The 17,477-nt window shown below is 56.3% G+C and carries 15 protein-coding genes; 5 read left to right on the forward strand and 10 right to left on the reverse strand.

The window, feature by feature from the left end:
* Positions 1-2 precede the first annotated feature (2 nt).
* Both ABD806_RS06100 and ABD806_RS06105 read left to right on the forward strand, forming a co-directional pair.
* Positions 3-512 (forward strand): TRAP transporter small permease subunit, encoded by a 510-nt coding sequence (locus tag ABD806_RS06100; RefSeq protein WP_344955785.1) that lies wholly within the window; start codon positions 3-5, stop codon positions 510-512.
* Positions 512-1,816, forward strand: coding sequence for a TRAP transporter large permease (locus ABD806_RS06105; protein ID WP_344955789.1), 1,305 nt, complete (start codon positions 512-514; stop codon positions 1,814-1,816). The genes ABD806_RS06100 and ABD806_RS06105 overlap by 1 nt, the downstream gene beginning before the upstream one ends.
* Positions 1,817-2,038: 222 nt before the next feature.
* Here the strand turns inward: ABD806_RS06105 and ABD806_RS06110 are convergent, their stop codons facing one another.
* On the reverse strand, positions 2,039-2,950 hold the full coding sequence (locus ABD806_RS06110; RefSeq protein ID WP_344955792.1) for a LysR family transcriptional regulator: 912 nt from the start codon (positions 2,948-2,950) through the stop codon (positions 2,039-2,041).
* 78 nt (positions 2,951-3,028) lie between these two features.
* On the opposite strand from ABD806_RS06110, the gene ABD806_RS06115 reads away from it, so the two are divergent.
* Positions 3,029-3,646 carry a LysE family transporter gene (locus ABD806_RS06115; RefSeq protein ID WP_344955795.1) on the forward strand — a complete coding sequence of 206 codons (618 nt, stop codon included), beginning with the start codon at positions 3,029-3,031 and terminating at the stop codon, positions 3,644-3,646.
* Between the two features lie 26 nt (positions 3,647-3,672).
* On the opposite strand, the gene ABD806_RS06120 is transcribed toward ABD806_RS06115, so the two are convergent.
* The 9 genes from ABD806_RS06120 to fabV all read right to left on the reverse strand — a co-directional run bounded on the left by ABD806_RS06120 (position 3,673) and on the right by fabV (position 13,582).
* Complete coding sequence (locus ABD806_RS06120; RefSeq protein ID WP_344955797.1) at positions 3,673-5,055, reverse strand: DEAD/DEAH box helicase; 1,383 nt, start codon at positions 5,053-5,055, stop codon at positions 3,673-3,675.
* Between the two features lie 228 nt (positions 5,056-5,283).
* Positions 5,284-5,580, reverse strand: a complete 297-nt coding sequence (locus ABD806_RS06125) for a DksA/TraR family C4-type zinc finger protein (protein ID WP_425583073.1) — start codon at positions 5,578-5,580, stop codon at positions 5,284-5,286.
* A 235-nt stretch (positions 5,581-5,815) separates the two neighbouring features.
* On the reverse strand, positions 5,816-6,295 hold the full coding sequence (locus tag ABD806_RS06130) for an MAPEG family protein (protein ID WP_344955799.1): 480 nt from the start codon (positions 6,293-6,295) through the stop codon (positions 5,816-5,818).
* A gap of 175 nt (positions 6,296-6,470) precedes the next feature.
* Positions 6,471-7,187: a transposase gene (locus ABD806_RS06135; protein ID WP_344955802.1), complete on the reverse strand. Its 717-nt coding sequence runs from the start codon at positions 7,185-7,187 to the stop codon at positions 6,471-6,473.
* Positions 7,188-7,468: 281 nt separating this feature from the next.
* On the reverse strand, positions 7,469-7,924 hold the full coding sequence (locus ABD806_RS06140) for a DUF4760 domain-containing protein (protein WP_344955804.1): 456 nt from the start codon (positions 7,922-7,924) through the stop codon (positions 7,469-7,471).
* 93 nt (positions 7,925-8,017) lie between these two features.
* Positions 8,018-9,460, reverse strand: coding sequence for a P-loop ATPase, Sll1717 family (locus ABD806_RS06145; protein ID WP_344955807.1), 1,443 nt, complete (start codon positions 9,458-9,460; stop codon positions 8,018-8,020).
* Positions 9,461-9,606: 146 nt separating this feature from the next.
* Entirely contained in the window at positions 9,607-10,338 is a 732-nt protein-coding gene (locus tag ABD806_RS06150; protein ID WP_344955809.1) for a DUF4062 domain-containing protein, read from the reverse strand.
* Positions 10,339-10,881: 543 nt separating this feature from the next.
* Complete coding sequence (locus ABD806_RS06155) at positions 10,882-11,949, reverse strand: AI-2E family transporter (RefSeq protein ID WP_344955811.1); 1,068 nt, start codon at positions 11,947-11,949, stop codon at positions 10,882-10,884.
* A gap of 433 nt (positions 11,950-12,382) precedes the next feature.
* Positions 12,383-13,582, reverse strand: a complete 1,200-nt coding sequence (gene fabV, locus ABD806_RS06160; RefSeq protein WP_344955814.1) for an enoyl-ACP reductase FabV — start codon at positions 13,580-13,582, stop codon at positions 12,383-12,385.
* A 483-nt stretch (positions 13,583-14,065) separates the two neighbouring features.
* Between fabV and radD the strand changes: the two genes are divergently transcribed.
* Together radD and dacB are read left to right on the forward strand one after the other, a co-directional pair.
* Positions 14,066-15,808 carry a DNA repair helicase RadD gene (gene radD / locus ABD806_RS06165; protein WP_344955816.1) on the forward strand — a complete coding sequence of 581 codons (1,743 nt, stop codon included), beginning with the start codon at positions 14,066-14,068 and terminating at the stop codon, positions 15,806-15,808.
* A 210-nt stretch (positions 15,809-16,018) separates the two neighbouring features.
* Entirely contained in the window at positions 16,019-17,434 is a 1,416-nt protein-coding gene (gene dacB, locus ABD806_RS06170) for a D-alanyl-D-alanine carboxypeptidase/D-alanyl-D-alanine endopeptidase (RefSeq protein WP_344955819.1), read from the forward strand.
* Positions 17,435-17,477 lie beyond the last annotated feature (43 nt).

Below are 17,477 nucleotides of genomic sequence, written 5' to 3' on the forward strand. Positions count from 1 at the left end.
CCATGGCCCGCCTGTTAGGCTTAATCACCCGCCGGCTCAACCAGCTGGCGGGGCTGCTGGCCATGCTGCTGATCCTCTATATTGCGGGGCATATTCTGCTGGAGATCGGCATGCGGCTGTTCGGCGCCTCCACCTTCGTACTGGACGAGTTCGTGGGCTACGCGGTGGCCACCCTGACCTTCCTGGGGCTCGGCTACTCGCTGGAGCGGGGCTCCCTGATCCGGGTAAGCATGTTGCTGGACAAGTTGCCGCGCCGGCTGCACTGGCTGCCCGAGCTGGCGTCCACCCTGCTGGCGCTGTTTTCCTTCGCCACCCTCGCCTGGTACTGGGGGCACAACGTCTGGCGCAGCTATCAGCGCGGCACGGTCAGCGACACCCTGGCCGAAACGCCGCTGTGGCTGCCCGAAGGCATGGTGCTGCTGGGCATGCTGCTGCTCTGCCTGACGCTGCTGGCAAGGGCCCTCAGCCTGGCCGCCGGCGAGTTGCCCACCACGGCAAAGGGAGAGCTGTAATGGAAACCGTATTGATAGCGGCCGGGGTCATCGGCCTGATCTTCCTGGTGCTGGGGCTGGGTACCTGGGTGTTCGCCGGCCTGGTGGCGGTGGCCCTGGGGTCGCTGGTCTGGCTGGGGGACTTCAACCTGGATCGCGCCGGGGTGATCCTCAGCCGTATCCTGTTCCGTGCCGGCAATTCCTGGGAGCTGTCGGCGATCCCCCTGTTTATTTTGATGGGCGAGCTGATCTTCAGATCGGATATTTCCGACCGGCTGTTCCGGGGGCTGGAGCCCTGGGCCCAGAAGGTGCCCGGCGGCATTTTGCATACCAATGTGTTCGGTTGCGCCATCTTTGCCGCCGTGAGCGGCTCCAGTGCCGCCACCACCGCCACCATCGGCAAGATCACCACCAGCGAGCTGTCGCGCCGGGGCTATGATCGCAACCTGTCGATCGGCTCCCTGGCGGGCGCCGGCAGCCTGGGGCTGTTGATCCCGCCCTCCATCGTGATGATCGTCTACGGTGTGCAGGCCGAGGTGTCGATCAGCCAGCTGTTTATGGCCGGAGTGATCCCGGGACTGCTGATCGCCCTGCTGTATTCGGGCTATATCGTCACCGTCGCCCTGAGCCGGCCGGACAAGGCCCCCCGCCGGCTGACGTCCGATGTGTCCATCCTCTCGAGCCTGGCCTTGCTGGCCCCGGTGATCATCCTGATCCTGCTGGTGATGGGCTCTATCTACTCGGGCATCGCCACGCCCTCGGAAGCGGCGGCGGTCGGCGTTGCCGCCACCCTGGTGCTGCTGGCGCTGGAACGGCAGCTCAGCTGGAGCCTGTTCAAGGAGTCGCTCGCCTCCACCGTGCTCAACTCCACCATGGTGTGCAGCATACTGGTGGCCGCCGCGCTGCTTTCCACTGCCATGGGCTACCTGCACCTGCCCCGGGAGCTGGCCGGCTATATCGCCAGCCTGGAGCTGTCCCCCGCCCTGCTGCTGGTGGCGCTCGCGCTCTTCTATATCATGCTGGGGCTGTTCCTGGACGGCATATCCATTACCGTGATGAGCCTGCCGATCACCCTGCCCATCGTGATCCAGGCCGGCTTCGACCCCATCTGGTTCGGGGTGTTCCTGGTGATCATGGTCGAACTCGGCCAGATTACCCCGCCGGTCGGTTTCAACCTGTTCGTGCTGCAGGGGCTGACCGGCGAGCGCATCGGCCGCGTCGCCTGGTCGGCCATCCCCTTCTTTGTGCTAATGTGCCTGGCGGCCGCCATCGTCAGCATCTACCCGGGCATAGTGCTGTGGCTACCGAATTATCTTTCCGGCTGAGCCGGGTGAACCTGCCTGACTAAACGACAAAAGCGGCCCTCGAATTATCACCGGGATAAATCAAGGGCCGCTGTTTTACCATTTGGCGCCTGGCACGGTTTGCGCATTTCGGTATCCGGGCGAGCGTTATTTCCGTGATATTGATGGGCTCGCCATCATGACGTTTAAAAGCAGCGCTTTATGAACCGCCTCTAACCGTATCTGTCGCACATAAGCCAGGGGCTAGGGGATAACGGATTGCAGCCAGGCCTGCAGATGGGCATGGGCACTGCCGGCTGTCGGTTCCTGCTCTGCCAGCAGGCAGTAGCCGCTGCCGTCTTCCGTAAAGCCCATGGGGGCAATCAGTACGCCGGCCTCCAGATCGTCACGCACCAGCTGATAGGGACCGATGGCCACGCCGAGACCGGCCACCGCCGCCTGCAGGCTGAAGTAGAAATGCTCGAAGGTTTGGTCCGGGGCCCTGTCGGCCAACGCCTGACCGGATGCTGTCATCCACTCCTGCCATGCCTGCGGGCGGGTCTTGGTATGCAGGCGCGGCGCCCGGGGCTGCAGCGACGGGGCAGCCGCCATATCAAAAAACTGCTCGACCTTGCCGGGATGGCACACGGGGCCAATCCGTTCATTGAACAGGCGGCAGGCGTACAGGTTGGCGGGCCAATCAAAATCATTGCGGCGAATGGCCAGATCGATGCCGCTGTCAAAAGAGAAGAGCCCGCCCCCGGCCACCAGATGGACGTCCAGCCCGGGGTGCAACGCCTGGAACGCGGGCCAGCGCGGGATCAGCCAGCGCATCAGCAGGGTCGGTTCGCAGGAAACCACCAACGGGCGTGACTGTGCCTTGTCCCGCAGCTCGCGGGAGGCCTGGCGGATCAGCCCCAGGCCATCGCCTACCGCCCGGAACAGCTTGTGCCCGGCATCGGTCAGAAAAACCCCGCGGTTGCGCCGCTCAAACAGCGCCACACCCAGGTCATCTTCGAGCTGGCGCACCGCACGGCTGATGGCCCCATGGGTGAGATGCAGTTCATCGGCGGCCCGGCTGAAACTTTCGGCCCTGGCCGCCGCCTCGAAACAGCGCAGCGCCGTGAGCGAGGGAAGCTGAGACGCCTCTTTCTGTGAGCCAAATTCACACTTCATGTCAGCATTGATCGTTATTCATCACGGCTCTTCCGCTTTAAGATCAGGTTCGTTCTTGAACCTTTAGGGATACTCATTATGACTGAACTGTTAGCAGTAATCACCTTTACCCTGTTCGCCGTGGTCAGCCCCGGCCCGGACTTCGCCATGGTATCGCGCAACAGCCTGATGTTGTCGCGCCGGGCGGGCGTGCTGACGGCGGTGGGTATCGGCCTGGGGGTGCTGGTGCATGTGGGTTACACGGTGCTGGGGGTGGGCCTGCTCATCCAGCAGTCGCTGTGGCTGTTCAACGCCATCAAGCTGGCGGGAGCGGCATACCTCGTCTACCTGGGCATCGGGATGCTGCTCGCCCGGCCCGGCCAGGTGGCCGATATGACCAGGTTGACCCCCTTGTCGGACATCAGCGTCCTGCGCACCGGCTTCTTCACCAACGCCCTGAACCCGAAGACGACCATCTTCATCGTGAGCCTGTTCATGCAGGTGGTGCAGCCCACGACGTCGCTGACGGTACAGGCAGGCTACGGCGCCTTCATCTCGCTGGCGCACATCGCCTGGTTCGCCGTGGTCGCGCTGTTCTTTTCCAGCGATTCGGTGCGCGACCGGCTGCTGGCGGTCCGCCACTGGATTGATCGCGCCTTCGGCGGCCTGCTCGTCGGCTTTGGGCTTATCCTGGCCGCCGCCAGCCAATCACGGTAACCCGGCAGCGGTTAACGGCCGGTGGCTCAGCTGTCTGTGGGCTTCTTGCGCTTCATCGGTGCCATGCCGTCATCGGAGCCCAGGCCGGTACCCGGCTGGAAGCGGTCGCCGCGATCCTGGGGCGCCTTGACCACGGCCTTCCCCGGTTTGCGAGCGGCCGGGCCCCCCTTGCCCTTGTGGCCGGCGTGCCTGGCCGCCGGGGCCCCCTTCGGCGGGTGAGCAGGCTTCTTGACTACGGGCTTCACGCCCTTGAACTTGCCTTCCAGCCCGGCGATGGTCATAAAGGCGATCTCCTGCTGCAGGAAGCGTTCGACCCGCTGGAAGGCATCCCAGTCTTTGGGGCCGACCAGGGAGACCGCCACGCCCTTGGCCCCTGCGCGGCCGGTACGGCCGATGCGGTGCACATATTCTTCCGCCTGCTTGGGCATATCGAAGTTCACCACCAGCGAAACCTGCAGCAGGTCCAGGCCCCGGGAGGCGACGTCTGTGGTGATCAAAATCTGCTGCTGGCCACGGCTGAAACTGTCCATGATGCGGTTGCGCTCCGCCTGGCTCATCTTGCCGCTGAGCGCGGTGGTCGCCAGCCCTTGCTCCTGCAACAGGGCCGCCAGCCGATCGGTATCGGCACGGGTGGCGGTGAACACGATCGCCTGCGGGTAGCTTTCGCTGGCCAGGATGTGATGCAGCAACGCCTGTTTATGATCCAGGTGATCACAGAGATAAAAGCGCTGTTCGATATCCAGGTGCTCGGCGTTGGCCGCCCCCACCGCAATACGCTTGGGTGACTTGAGCAGCTTCTCGGCCATGGCGTCCACTTCGGCGTGATCGAGGGTGGCCGAGAACATCAGCGTCTGGCGGCGGCGATGATCGGCCGCCTCGTTGATCTGGTTCAGCTCCTTGGCGAAGCCCAGATCCAGCATGCGATCCGCCTCGTCCATGATCAGCAGTTCGAGGCCGTTGAGGTTCAGCGAACGCTCATCCAGATGGTTCGCCAACCGGCCCGGCGTGGCCACAATCACATGCGGCTCTCTGCGCAGCGCCTTGAGCTGATCGTTGAAGTTTTCACCGCCCAGCACCAGGGTGATATTGATGGAGGTACCGCTGGTCAGGGCGCGCAGCTGCACATACACCTGCTTGGCCAGTTCCCGGGTCGGCGCCAGGATCAGCGCACGCGGATCGCGCTTGCTCAGGGCCCGGGTCTTGATCAGGCGGTGTATCGCCGGCAGCAGGAACGCCAGGGTCTTGCCGGAGCCGGTTTTTGATGACGCGATCAGATCATGGCCGGTGAGCGCCGCCGGGATCGCCCGGGACTGGATCTCGGTGGGGGTGTCTATGCCCAGATGATCCAGTGCCTTTAACAGGCGGGTATCCAATCCAAAATCTTTAAACTGTTCAGTTTGCTGCGTCAACGTGCTGCTCCGATCAAATGATGAGTCATGCCTGGGTGCGTATCCAGGGAGGAAACAGGGGGAAAAGGAAGAAAAAAGAACGCCTATTGTACAGAAAGTTTAACCGCAGGGCCAAATCCGTCGCATTCGGCATGGGGAAGTTCATCGCCGCCCGGGCCCGCGGCTCTTGAGCAAGGTCCCGCGCGGCTGGTTAATGTGTTGGCATTGAGCCATTGCGAAGACGATGAATTACCTTAACTGGCTGTCCTTGCTCCCGCGCCGGTTGATGGCGGCCAGCGTCGTCCGCTGCTTTTCCAGCGCCGACTGGCAGCCGACACACAGGCTGACGCCGGGCAGGGCCTTGCGCCGCGCCTCGGGGATCACCGCATCGCATTCCTCGCAATGGGTCAGGCTCTCGCCCGCCCCCAGGCGGTTTCTGGCTTCCTTGACCGCATCTTCCACACTGGCATCTATCTGATCCTGTACCGCCCCGTCTTTCGCCCAACCACTGGCCATCCCCTGCTCCTCTTCCAACCCGCCATCCATCGCTACAACCGTTTCAGTTGATCCCGCTTTGAGTATACCTGCCGCCGGGAACTGATGGTGTGCCGTTACCCCGAATATCCCTTGATGCTACTCCTTGCGTCAACGAGAAAATATGCAGGGAAACATGTCCAGGGCTTCGGCCAGGCCCTGCTCGCAACGGTACGCCTTATGGCGCCAGAGGAGCGCTTTCAGCTTGATCCTATTGATGCACTACTGAGCCCGTTTGTTAAATTCCTCACCCGGCGAGCAGACGGGCAAGTGTATATACCACCATGGCGAGCACTGAAATCGAACTGACAGTCCAGAGGGTGGCCCGAACATCGTGCAACTGCGCCGTTGCGTACGCAATGAAATGCGCCGCTCGGGCAATGACGTACGCCCAGATTAGCACTTGAGCTAACAAGAGTGGCGGATCCATCAGTACGAATAGCAATCCAGCAACAAGAAACGCGGGAATACTCTCCAGATCGTTCAAGTTCATACGCCGCGAACGCTCAACATATTCGCTCGGATCCAGTTGACCGGGCACAGGATTCGGATTGAGAGGACTCTTCTTTGCATCCTCGGGGCTACGAAAGCCACCGCGTACCTTCATCATTCGAAAAACCGTTATCCACGGCTGCAACATGAGCTTCAACAGCATAATCGACGCCGCGAGCACATATGCAAAGTAGACTGGATTATCCAAACTCAAAATCGTGGTTTCTGTTGTCATACGTTTCTATCCCTCTGTGCTGGTACGCCCGCCCGTTGTGCCGCATAACCCCTTTGCTGTAGAACTGCCCCCCTCGGGATTGAGTGCCATTTTTAAAAACGCTCTTCATCTTCGAATCAAAAGGAATCAAAAGCGAATCAAAAGCGAATCAAAAGGGTAATCAAAAGGGTCAGAGTCATTGGTTATCTTTTGCTTCCTTGTATTTTTGGGATTTTCTATCTCCTCCCCTTGGCAACGGCGCTGCTCGCCTACCCGTTTGTATCTCTATTTGTTGCCTGAATCGTTCATTCCCCAATACCCAAGCTTTATTGGTAGCATCCCGAATTTCCTTTAACGATAAATCCGGAATGTGGTATTTGAATAATTCTCGGTATTGCGCCTTACGTTGTTCATCATCTTTACCCAATGACAAGTAGATTGAGTGTGGCGTGATCAGATCTATTACCTTGTCTAACGCATTTCCTTGATAACTGCTCCACGGATACTCCGCTGGATGCTGTACCATATTTGCTCTAACGGGATTAAGTTCTATGTAGCGACTCACCAACAATAGGTAATTTTCGCTGTCTACCAAGCCGGATTTATAACGCCCCTCCCATAGGGTACCGGTACGACGATGGGTTTGATTAACATAGCGTACATAATACCTCCCCAATGACTGCATTAGCTGGCTGATGCCTTTTTCCGTATGCGGCGTCATTAGCAAATGGACGTGATTGGTCATTAACACATAAGCGTGCACATCAGCCTGATATTTCTTTGCATATTCCTTTAATTTATCCAGATAAACAGCATAGTCCTGCTCAATAAAAAAGCTGACTTGTCGATTGTTACCTCTTTGCACCACATGCTGAGGAATATCAGGCAGATTGAGTCTGGGGAGTCGTGGCATTACCTATACCAAAGTTGGGCACCTTCTTTAAGGTTAGCTGTTAAAAACATTAAATCAATGACTCTGACCCCTTTGATTTGAATCAATGACTCTGACCCCTTTGATTTCGAGAACTCTCCAAATCAAAGAAAGCACCTGCACCATAGATCTTTGTATGATGTCGATCTGCGACATTAGAAACTAAATACTTAGACATCTTTCCTCCGTAACGTATAACGCTTAATTAAGGGGCCGGAGCTGCGTAGCAGTGTAGGTCCCAGCCCGCCTGCGGGCGACTTGAATTATTTGTTATACGATTTCGCTATTACTTCGACCTGTTCCCATAGATCTATTTTGTTCAGTAATATTCGGTTTTCAAAAACGTAAGGATGCCACCGATGCCAGATACCAGCAGCTAACGGAGTAATGTATTTTTGTATTGCCTTAGAGTCATAGAAATCAGTTTTCAGCTCATATCCAACACTCTCAATTATATTGAGGAGACCATTTACCCGGACGCGTGATTCTGCATCTTCACTCAAGTTCTCAGCATTGATATCTACTACATGGAGCTCCCGTTGAATACTCCTAATTTGTGCATCAATATCAGCCAAATATGACCGAGTATCCTTTTGGATTTCACGTTTCAAGGACTGTTCTGAAACCAGCCATGATCTGGCGGCATAAAGTATGCTGAGCGCGACAATCAAATGGCCAATAGCCGTTAGCGCTAAGCTGTAGTGTTCGTATTCAGTCATATAGATGTCCAGTCGTATAACGCCAGCATCTTGGGCTGGCGGCGCGAAGCAGCGACAGTCCCAAGCATGCACTTGTTATGTTTATTGATCCAATCAACTTCGCTCTTCTTTCAGCTTCATATATTCTTTCAAACCAAGATGAACCTTGAACCTATTTGCATTTGCATCCCAACCCAATTCTGGATTGGCAAATTTTGATTTCCATCCTGATCCGCCATATCCAGAACGAGCTTCATATTCAATAACGCTGAAGTTGTACAGCTCTTCTAATGACTGCTCTTCTGAATATGTTTTTGTAGCTCCAGAGTTAATGCTGGCATAGGCTGAAACGTAGTCTTCTTTTGTAAAATATATTTTTCCTATTCTTGATAGCGACTGAAGACATACCTCCCAATCCTCCCAGTGCGTAAGGATTTCATCATCTAGTTCTAGCTTCAAATACTCTGAATATTTGGGTCGGGCGTCAACTACATCTCTATTTTCAAAAACAAGATGCTCGTCATTTCTCTTCTTGGTTGTTTCTAACAATATATTGAGAAATGAGATCGCATCCCTAGGCCTCATGAGTGTCCTTTCAATGATGTGCTTCCATTTAGGCTGTTTGTTGATTCTTTTTCCGTCGTCAATATCATCCCATGTACAATCATCACCTAGTAAAACCTTAATTCGTTTTTCGATTAGTCCGAATAATTGTTCTTGATCCCACTCAATAAATTCTGAGTTAGAGGAAGATATTTTGTTTTTGTCTGAGAATTTCAGCTCATCCCATATATCTCTTCTTAAATAGACAACCGATTTAAAAATTGTCGAGCTGCCTTTTAAAATCTTTGCTATTTCTTTAGACGCCAACACAAGGCCAATAATCATGTCTTTTCTAGATTCGCTTAGAGTTGTTATTCCTCTATCGAGCTCATCAAAATGAACAAAAACTTTCTCTATTTCTGCAACCTCGGCCGCCCTTCTTACATGCCTAAGAATTTTATCTGTTAAGGCGTTTAACTCTGCGCCTAGTTTTACATCACCGTCATTCCTAGACAATGATATTTTCCCTAGTTTACAGCCCAGAACTTGTGGTTCAAGATCACCGCTAACCTTAAGTCCGGAAGGAGAAAATATGCTTTCTATTTTTGGGTCGTTGGTTCCATAGTTGTCTTTTAAGAATTTATTTAGCTCGACAATCTCTGTCATTTGATAGCGTTCTGACAGCTTTACGACTAATTTTGCAAACTCAATAACAATTAAATATTTCCAGGATGCCACATAAGACTCTACATGTTCAACTCCAGAGTCTTTTATTTTCTCGTGTACCTTCCAAGGGTATCCGTTTAAATTAAAAGCAGACGAATTATTAGATTGTGATTTCTCTGTAAAGTATCTAAATAAGGCAGTTTTTCCAGACCCTTTTCTTCCAAGCACTAAGAAAGCATCATTACAATCTACGTTTTCGGTCACATTCATTTCAACGAAGTAATCAAGAACCGCATCATCCTCTGCTTCAACTTTGCCGAAATTTGCAATATCTCTTAACCCTTTCATAGATAACCTTATTCTTAGTAAATTTATTGTGAAGCACGCAAGGTGACTTCGGAAACATAACGCAAAGCTAAGCGGTGAGCGAACGTGTGCCATGTTTGAGCGAAGCGAGTTCGGCACGCGTTTGCGAATCCGTCTTAAGCGCCTTGTTATGTTTTACGTTTGCCTAGAATGTCCATTAAACCTTGAACTTGCTTATCGGTCTCTAACTGTTGTTGGTCTAAACCTAAACCAAGTATACCGCTAACTGAGTTAGTACTTGAGCTCAAAGGTGAAGACGACGTTTTAGATTTCAAAGTTGATAACTCTGCTTCCAGCTGGTTGATTTTACTATTAAGGACACTGTTTTTTTTACATAAGTCCTTAACACCTGCGCGATAAATACTAATAAGAGATTCATCTAGTTGTACAGCGAGATCATATGGATCTGAGTAGTACGAGGGATTATGTCTATTAATAACCTGTTGCTTAAAACGTTCAAATTGTAAGCGCTTCTTTTTGTACAATGGGTCTGACTTGTCATCGTGAGATTTTGGGTCATCATTATCGACATTCTTAAAATATGCAATTATGGGCTTACCCATTTTCAGAGCCGTAGTGTACTCCCACCAAGTGATGCTTTGTGTTTCGTTGCCGGTCATGCTTTTTAATATCGAGCCAAATCTATCGCCGATAAGCAGAACAACAAAATCACTTTCTTTTATACCGTTGAGTATTTCATTTTTAGAGGACTGACTAGAAGCTGGTCTAATATCTAGTGCATTTACATTTAGTCCTCTAGCTTTCAAAGCCTCAGCAATTGCAGTTCTATCTTCGTATAAATCAACAAATGTTGAGCTAATAAAAGCAGATGGATGTGATGTGTGCATATTTACTTTCATTGGTCGACATTCCTACTGTTCTAGTTCTAAAACATAACATTTTAATACTGCGCATGCGCATTTACACGCCAGCCAGCTTACGTTTAAATCCGGCTAAGCAACTGAATATAATAGATAATTTAAGTTCCAAAACCATTCTCCCCCGTTGAAAACGCGCATGCGCGTTTGTGCGCGAGGCTATGCACGGTATCCAACCGCCTTACGTCCGCAAGGGATTGATATTTTAGCATTTAAGGTACTTATCCCCGTGTAAACCGCGCATGCTGTTGCTTTGATTCGCGCATGGCGGCGGGATGACCCTCAATATACTGTATATCAGCGGATGTATTCGCATTAAGGTTTGTTGTTGATCGGGCATGCTACCGCCCCAACGTTACGGGCCGCCACTCCCTGACGAACAATTTCATTTGAGGCTATTCTGTCGGCAAAACCCTATCAGGGCAATTGCAAACAGCAATCACCGGGAGGCAGTATGGTTGTTCGGTTTAATTTTAAACAAGCCGACTCTCGATATGCGTTTTCAGGCTGACTCACTGCGCATCGCTACTTACCCAGCAGTTCCCCCAGCGGCCGCAGGTTGGTCACGTGGTCGCACAGGGACTTAATCACCATCAGCATCGGGGTGGCGATAATCAGCCCCACCGGGCCCCACAGCCATCCCCAGAACGACAGGCCGACAAAAATCGCCACCGGGTTGAGGCTGGAAAGGTGGCTGGTCAGCCAGGGGGTCAGCAGATAGCCCTGAATGCTGGTCACCACCAGCGAGGTGCCCGCAACGATAAACGCCATATCCAGGGTACCGAATTGCAGGAAGGCGGCTATCCCCGTGCCCAGCAAGACCAGGAAGGGGCCCAGGTAAGGAATACCGCTGGCGATACCGGCGAGCACGCCCCACAGGCCCGCCTGCTCCACCCCCAGGATCAAGAATGCCAGCCAGGTGAATGCGCCAACGAAAATGGCACTCAACAGCATGACAAACAGGAAACTTCTGACCTGATGATGAAAATCATCCATGATCCGTGCGGCTTTGCGCATCCGTCCAAACGAGGGCCCGGAGATCCTGACCACTTTTCGCCGGTACAACTTGCCTACCGCCAGCAGAAAATACACCAGCAGCAAGGCGGAAAAACTCTGGGACACCAACACCAGCGCGGACGATGCGCCTCCCATCAGATATTCCTTAACATCAAATGGCTTTCTCACAATCTGCACCGGCGTGACTCCCGGGGTCTTGGGTTTGCTGTCACTGGCGCTTGCTTCAATTTCCTTGGCCGCCGCCTGGGCTTTTTCTATGATGCCTTCTTCTTTGGGCGGGGCACTGGCAGCGCTGCGCTGGAACTTGTTGATGGCCACCGGCACTTTATCCAGCATGGCCACGGCTTCACGCTGCAGGGGGATGCTGGCGCTGACCATCACCGCCAGCAAGGCGGTCACCACGACCCCGGCACCGAGGGGGCGAGGCACCTTGATACGATCAAAGGGCGAAACCAGTGGGTCCAGGGCATAACTGATCAACACCGCGACCACCAGCGGCATCAATACCGCCTGCGCCCAGTCGATAAAATACACGGTCGCCATACTCGCCAGGGCGATCAGCGATGCACTGCGCACGTTTACCGCCTCGATCAAGGTTCGCTTGCTTGCTGATGGCTCTTCAGTGGCTGAAGACTTTTTAACAGTGTCGGTCATCGGCTGAATTCCTTTCCGGATTCTGGCGGCGACACGAGGACGTGTCAGACACCTGCATGGCTACCTGATGATCAAGTATAAGTGGCCGCTATCGCTCAACCAGTCAGCTTGCGGGGGCAGGGCTACGCCAGCAGGCGACACTAGCGCTCAGGGGAGGATAAAGGGTGCTACTCCGCCGATCCTCTGCGCCAGGGATGGCGCGGCGGAGCCCCCAGGGATGGGTACACGGCGTGTCGGCGGAGCAGTGCGCTTTGGCCGAGTGCTGCAGATCTCAAACAGCTTCTAAGATATCAGGCAAATAAAAACCCCCGGCAGGAAAACCTGCAGGGGGTTTTTAACGGAGCGTTAAACCGGCTCAGGCCAGTTCAATCACCTCGAAGCTCACTTCCGGGTTGACGTCGGCATCGTAGTCGACGCCGGTCAGGCCGAAGCCGAACAGGCGCAGGAACTCGTCCTTGTAGCCCTGGTAGTCGGTCAGCTGATAGATGTTGTCGTCTTTCACCTGGGTCCAGATCTCGCGGCAGGCGTTCTGCACTGAATCGCGCAGTTCCCAGTCGTCCAGGCGCAGGCGGTTCTGCTCATCCATGGGGACGGCTTCGCCGCTGTACAGGCAGGTGGCGAACAAGCGCTGGATCTGCTCGATGCAGCCTTCGTGGATGCCCTGCTCTTTCATCACCTTAAAGGCCATGGAAATATACAGCGGCATCACCGGGATGGCGGCGGAGGCCTGGGTGACCACCGACTTGAGCACGGCCACGTTGGCGGAGCCGCCCTTGGCTTTCAGCTTGGCGTCGATGGCATGGGCGGCGCGGTCCAGATCTTCCTTGGCCTTGCCCAGGGTGCCGTGCCAGTAAATCGGCCAGGTCAGATCGGTGCCGATATAGGAATAGGCCACGGACTTGGCGCCGTCGGCCAGCACACCGGCATCCGCCAGGGCATTCATCCACAGTTCCCAGTCCTGTCCGCCCATCACCTTGATGGTGTCGGCAATTTCCTGCTCGTTGGCCGGCTCGACCACGGCTTCCACCAGCACATCCTTGTTGGTGTCCAGGGCGGTGGACTTGTAGGGTTCGCCGATCGGCTTGAGCGCGGAGCGCACCAGTTCGCCACTGTCGGGCATCTTGCGCACCGGCGAGGCCAGGGAGTAGACCACCAGATCGATCTGGCCCAGATCCTGTTTGATCAGCTCAATCACCTGATCGCGGCAGGCATTGGAGAAGGCGTCACCGTTGATGCTCTTGGCATACAGGCCTTCTTCCTTGGCGACCTTGTCGAAGGCGGCGGCGTTGTACCAGCCGGCGGAGCCGGGCTTTTTCTCGGTGCCCGGCTTTTCAAAGAATACGCCGATGGTGGCGGCACCGCTGCCGAAGGCGGCATTGATGCGCGAGGCCAGGCCATAGCCGGTGGAGGCCCCAATCACCAGCACCTTTTTGGGGCCCTGTTCCAGGCCGCCCTTGGCCTTGACGTAGGCGATCTGTTCACGCACATTCGCTTCACAACCAACAGGATGGGTGGTGGTACAAATAAAACCACGAACCTTGGGTTTGATGATCATTGGGAAGTTTGCCTCGGTTGTTCGTAAAGAAAGGCTAAAGATACCTTATTCCGGGGCAAATGTGAGGCCTGATGTGTTGTTTGAAGCTGCTGGTGATATAGGATCTGTGAGTCATTCGAGGTGTCAGTCGGCTGAAACGCCCCTCCGCCGACACGCTGTAAATACATCCCTGTACGCTCTGCCGCTTCATCCCTGAAGCGGAAGGTCGGCCGAGGGGGCTTTCCAGCCTCTTATCGCCTTCACAACCGTCTGCCAAATGACGAGCCCAAATCCATGGCGGGATTTCAGGGGCGGGTAAAGCAGGACGCGGTTCACCGTACTTTTGTTTATTTTCGGCGCACAATATTTGAGTGGCGATGGCAGGATAAAGCAAAGCCGACCGTCGACGCCAGGGATGGCGTCGTCTAGCCCCCGGGATGGGTTTATGGCGAGTCGGCGTGCTTAGCCTGCCGTCGCCAGCACGGCTTCAAAACTGGATAAGACATGTTTACCCTAAGACCCTATCAGCAGGAGGCGGTGACCCGCACCCTGGAGTATTTTCGCCGCCACAATGAGCCGGCGGTGCTGGTGCTGCCCACCGGCGCAGGCAAGAGCCTGGTGATCGCCGAGCTGGCGCGCATCGCCCGTGGCCGGGTGCTGGTGCTGGCCCACGTCAAGGAGCTGGTCGAGCAGAACCACGCCAAGTATCAGTCTTACGGGGTGCAAGCCGCGATTTTCTCCGCCGGGCTCAAGCAGAAGCAGAGCCATACCCAGGTGGTGTTCGGCTCGGTGCAGTCGGTGGCGCGCAACCTGGAACGCTTCCGGGATTTCAGCCTGGTGATCATCGACGAATGTCACCGGGTATCGATGGAAGACGACAACCAGTACCGGCAGGTGATCGATCATCTCGCCACACAAAACGCCCGGCTCAAGGTGCTGGGGCTGACCGCCACCCCCTACCGGCTGGGACTGGGCTGGATCTATCAGCATCATTATCACGGCATGGTCCGCAGCCGGGAGCCGCGCTTCTTCAGGCAGTGCATCTTCGAGCTGCCACTGCGGCTGATGATCAAGCAGGGCTATCTGTGCCCACCCACCCAGCTAGACGCCCCCGTAGTGCATTACGATTTTTCCCGGCTGTTCGAGCAGGGGCTGTTCAGCGAGCAGGAGCTGGACAAGGCGCTGGCGCGCCAGCCGCGGGTCACCCCCCATATCGTGCGGCAGATCGAGGAATACGCCGCCGACCGCCAGGGAGTGATGCTGTTCGCCGCCACCGTGCGCCATGCCCAGGAAATCGCCGGCCTGCTGCCCGAGGATAAAACCGCACTGATCACAGGCAGCACCCCGGGCCCGGAGCGGGACACCATCATCCGCCGCTTCAAAGAGCGGGAGCTGAAGTTTCTGGTCAACGTGGCGGTGCTCACCACCGGCTTCGACGCCCCCCATGTAGACATGATCGCCATACTGCGCCCGACCCAGTCGGTGGCCCTCTATCAGCAGATCGTCGGTCGCGGCCTGCGGCTGTCACCGGGCAAGCAAAACTGCCTGGTGCTCGACTACGCGGGCAATAATATGGATCTGTTCGCGCCCGAGGTGGGCGAGCCCAAGCCCGCCGCCGACACCACCCAAGTGCAGGTACCCTGCCCCGCCTGCGGTTTCGCCAATATCTTCTGGGGCAAGACCGACGACCAGGGCCGGCTGCTGGAGCATTTTGGCCGCCTGTGCCAAGGCCTGTTTGAGGATGACGACGGCCACGCGGAGCCGTGCGGTTATCGCTTTCGCTTCAAGTCCTGCCCCGCCTGCCTGCAGGAAAACGACATCGCCGCCCGGGAATGCGGTCACTGCGGCCAGTTGCTGGTCGATCCGGACAAACAGCTGAAAGAGGCGCTGGCACTCAAAGATGCCCTGGTGCTACGCTGCGCAGGCCTGAGCCTGGCGCAGGCCAAGGGCAAGTACGGCCCGGCGCTCAAGGTCACCTACCATGACGAAGACGGCACCGAACTGCAGCAATGGATAGGCTTCGACGACAAGGGCAAACAGGGCCGGTTTTATCGGGATTTTGTGCAACCCCACTGGCCGGCGCCCGGATCCGAGCCGAACTTTACCAGCCTGGACGAGGTCCTAGAGCAGGCCCAGAGGTTCCGCCATCCCGATTTCGTGATCGCCCGCCAGAAGAAGCGGGGCTGGCAGATTAAAGACAAGATTTTTGATTACCAGGGCAGGTATCGCACCGCCCATTCGTTATAAGTGAGACTAATGAGACCAAGCCTGTTTGCTTTATTAAAGTCGCAATTGAGTACCTTGAAAGACGAAGGAAGGTACGGCACGCCGACACGCGGTAAATCCATCCCTGGACGCTCGATGACGCCATCCCTGGCGTCAACGGTCGGCTTAGCAAGCACCTTCCTCCGTCTTGCCCACCTATGCCCTTCGCCAAGCTACAAACCAGCTTTGACCATGCTGTTGCTGGGTCTGAGCGGGCTGGCCAATGCCGCCACCCCGCCCGCCAACAGCCAGCTCGGCTGGATGCTGGCCGATGCCGACAGTGGCCACATCGAGGCGGCCCAGGGCGAAGATCTGCTGCTCAAGCCCGCCTCCACCCAGAAACTGGTCACCACCCTGGCCGCGGCCCTGCAGCTGGGCCCAGACTGGCGTTACCAGACCCACCTCAAGACCCGGGGCCAGGTGCAAGACGGCACCCTCAAGGGCGATCTGCTGATCGACTTTGTCGGCGATCCCAGCCTGACCCGGGAGCAGCTCAAGGCCCTGCTGGCCCTGCTGGCCCACCAGGGCATTCGTCGCATCGAGGGCGATATACTGCTCAACCAGCAGCAGTTCAGCGGCTATAACCTGGGCAACGGCTGGTCCTGGAATGATCTCAGCGTCTGTTACAGCGCGCCGGTGGCGGCCCTGATCCTGGATCGCAACTGTGTGCAGGGCGCCCTCTATGCCAAATCGGGTCAGGATGCCCGCGCCACGGTGCCGGCCCATCAGCCGGTAGAGGTCAGCGCCCGGGTGCGGGTGCTCAACACGGCGGAGCGGGAACAGAGCTTCTGCGCGCTGGAAGTGGAGATGAGCCCGCCCAACCAGTACCGGCTGACCGGTTGCATAGGCCCGCGCAAGGAGCCATGGCCGCTGCGCTTTGCCATTCAGGATGTGGACGACTGGGGCCAGCAACTGACCCGCTGGGCCCTGACCCAGGCCGGGGTAGTCTTAAGCGGCAAGATCACCGCCAGCCGGCTGGATGCCGCCGACTGGCGTTCGCTGGCCCGTCACGACTCGCCAACCCTGCGGGAACTGAGCGGGCGTATTCTGCTGCATTCCGACAACCTCTATGCCGACAGCCTGCTGCGTACCCTGGGCCGGGTGCATTTCAACCAGCCGGGCAGCTTTCGCAACGGCGCCCAGGCGGTGCGGGAAATACTGCAACAACAGGCCGATATCGACCTGGGCCCGAGCTGGCTGGCCGACGGCTCCGGGCTGTCGGCCCATAACCTGCTGCGCGCCCGGGATCTGCTGGCGGTGCTGCTGTTTATGGCCGAGGACCCGCGGGCAAGCTGGCTGATAGACAAGCTGCCGATCGCCGGTGAAAGCGGCACCCTGCTCTATCGCCGCAGCCTGATCAATCCGCCGCTCAGGGGCAAGGTACAGGCCAAGAGCGGTACCATCGCCCATGTGCAGAACCTGGCCGGCTTTATCGACACCAAAGACGGCCGGCGCAAGGCCTTCGTGTTGCTGCAAAACGGCCTGTCGGTCAGTCCCGCACACGAGCAGCAAATTGCCCGGGGCCAGGATGAATGGCCAGCCCGCCGCTTCGAACGCCAGCTGCTGGAGGCCGTGATCCAGGGCCAGGCAATAGTCAGAGCCGATTAATAGCTAATACACTAACGATTTTAATTCTCGATTGCCGGCCTTT

Origin of the sequence: Zobellella aerophila (assembly GCF_039539325.1) — a bacterium.
GTDB lineage: Bacteria > Pseudomonadota > Gammaproteobacteria > Enterobacterales > Aeromonadaceae > Oceanimonas > Oceanimonas aerophila.

Excerpts from the sequence above, each read along its gene's own strand:
- ABD806_RS06150 (WP_344955809.1), bottom strand. The coding sequence starts at position 10,338 with ATGAAAGTAAATATGCACACATCACATCCATCTGCTTTTATTAGCTCA.
- ABD806_RS06130 (WP_344955799.1), bottom strand. The coding sequence starts at position 6,295 with ATGACAACAGAAACCACGATTTTGAGTTTGGATAATCCAGTCTACTTT.
- ABD806_RS06135 (WP_344955802.1), bottom strand. The coding sequence starts at position 7,187 with ATGCCACGACTCCCCAGACTCAATCTGCCTGATATTCCTCAGCATGTG.
- ABD806_RS06145 (WP_344955807.1), bottom strand. The coding sequence starts at position 9,460 with ATGAAAGGGTTAAGAGATATTGCAAATTTCGGCAAAGTTGAAGCAGAG.
- radD (WP_344955816.1), top strand. The coding sequence starts at position 14,066 with ATGTTTACCCTAAGACCCTATCAGCAGGAGGCGGTGACCCGCACCCTG.
- dacB (WP_344955819.1), top strand. The coding sequence starts at position 16,019 with ATGCTGTTGCTGGGTCTGAGCGGGCTGGCCAATGCCGCCACCCCGCCC.
- ABD806_RS06140 (WP_344955804.1), bottom strand. The coding sequence starts at position 7,924 with ATGACTGAATACGAACACTACAGCTTAGCGCTAACGGCTATTGGCCAT.
- ABD806_RS06125 (WP_425583073.1), bottom strand. The coding sequence starts at position 5,580 with ATGGATGGCGGGTTGGAAGAGGAGCAGGGGATGGCCAGTGGTTGGGCG.
- fabV (WP_344955814.1), bottom strand. The coding sequence starts at position 13,582 with ATGATCATCAAACCCAAGGTTCGTGGTTTTATTTGTACCACCACCCAT.
- ABD806_RS06115 (WP_344955795.1), top strand. The coding sequence starts at position 3,029 with ATGACTGAACTGTTAGCAGTAATCACCTTTACCCTGTTCGCCGTGGTC.
- ABD806_RS06105 (WP_344955789.1), top strand. The coding sequence starts at position 512 with ATGGAAACCGTATTGATAGCGGCCGGGGTCATCGGCCTGATCTTCCTG.
- ABD806_RS06110 (WP_344955792.1), bottom strand. The coding sequence starts at position 2,950 with ATGAAGTGTGAATTTGGCTCACAGAAAGAGGCGTCTCAGCTTCCCTCG.
- ABD806_RS06100 (WP_344955785.1), top strand. The coding sequence starts at position 3 with ATGGCCCGCCTGTTAGGCTTAATCACCCGCCGGCTCAACCAGCTGGCG.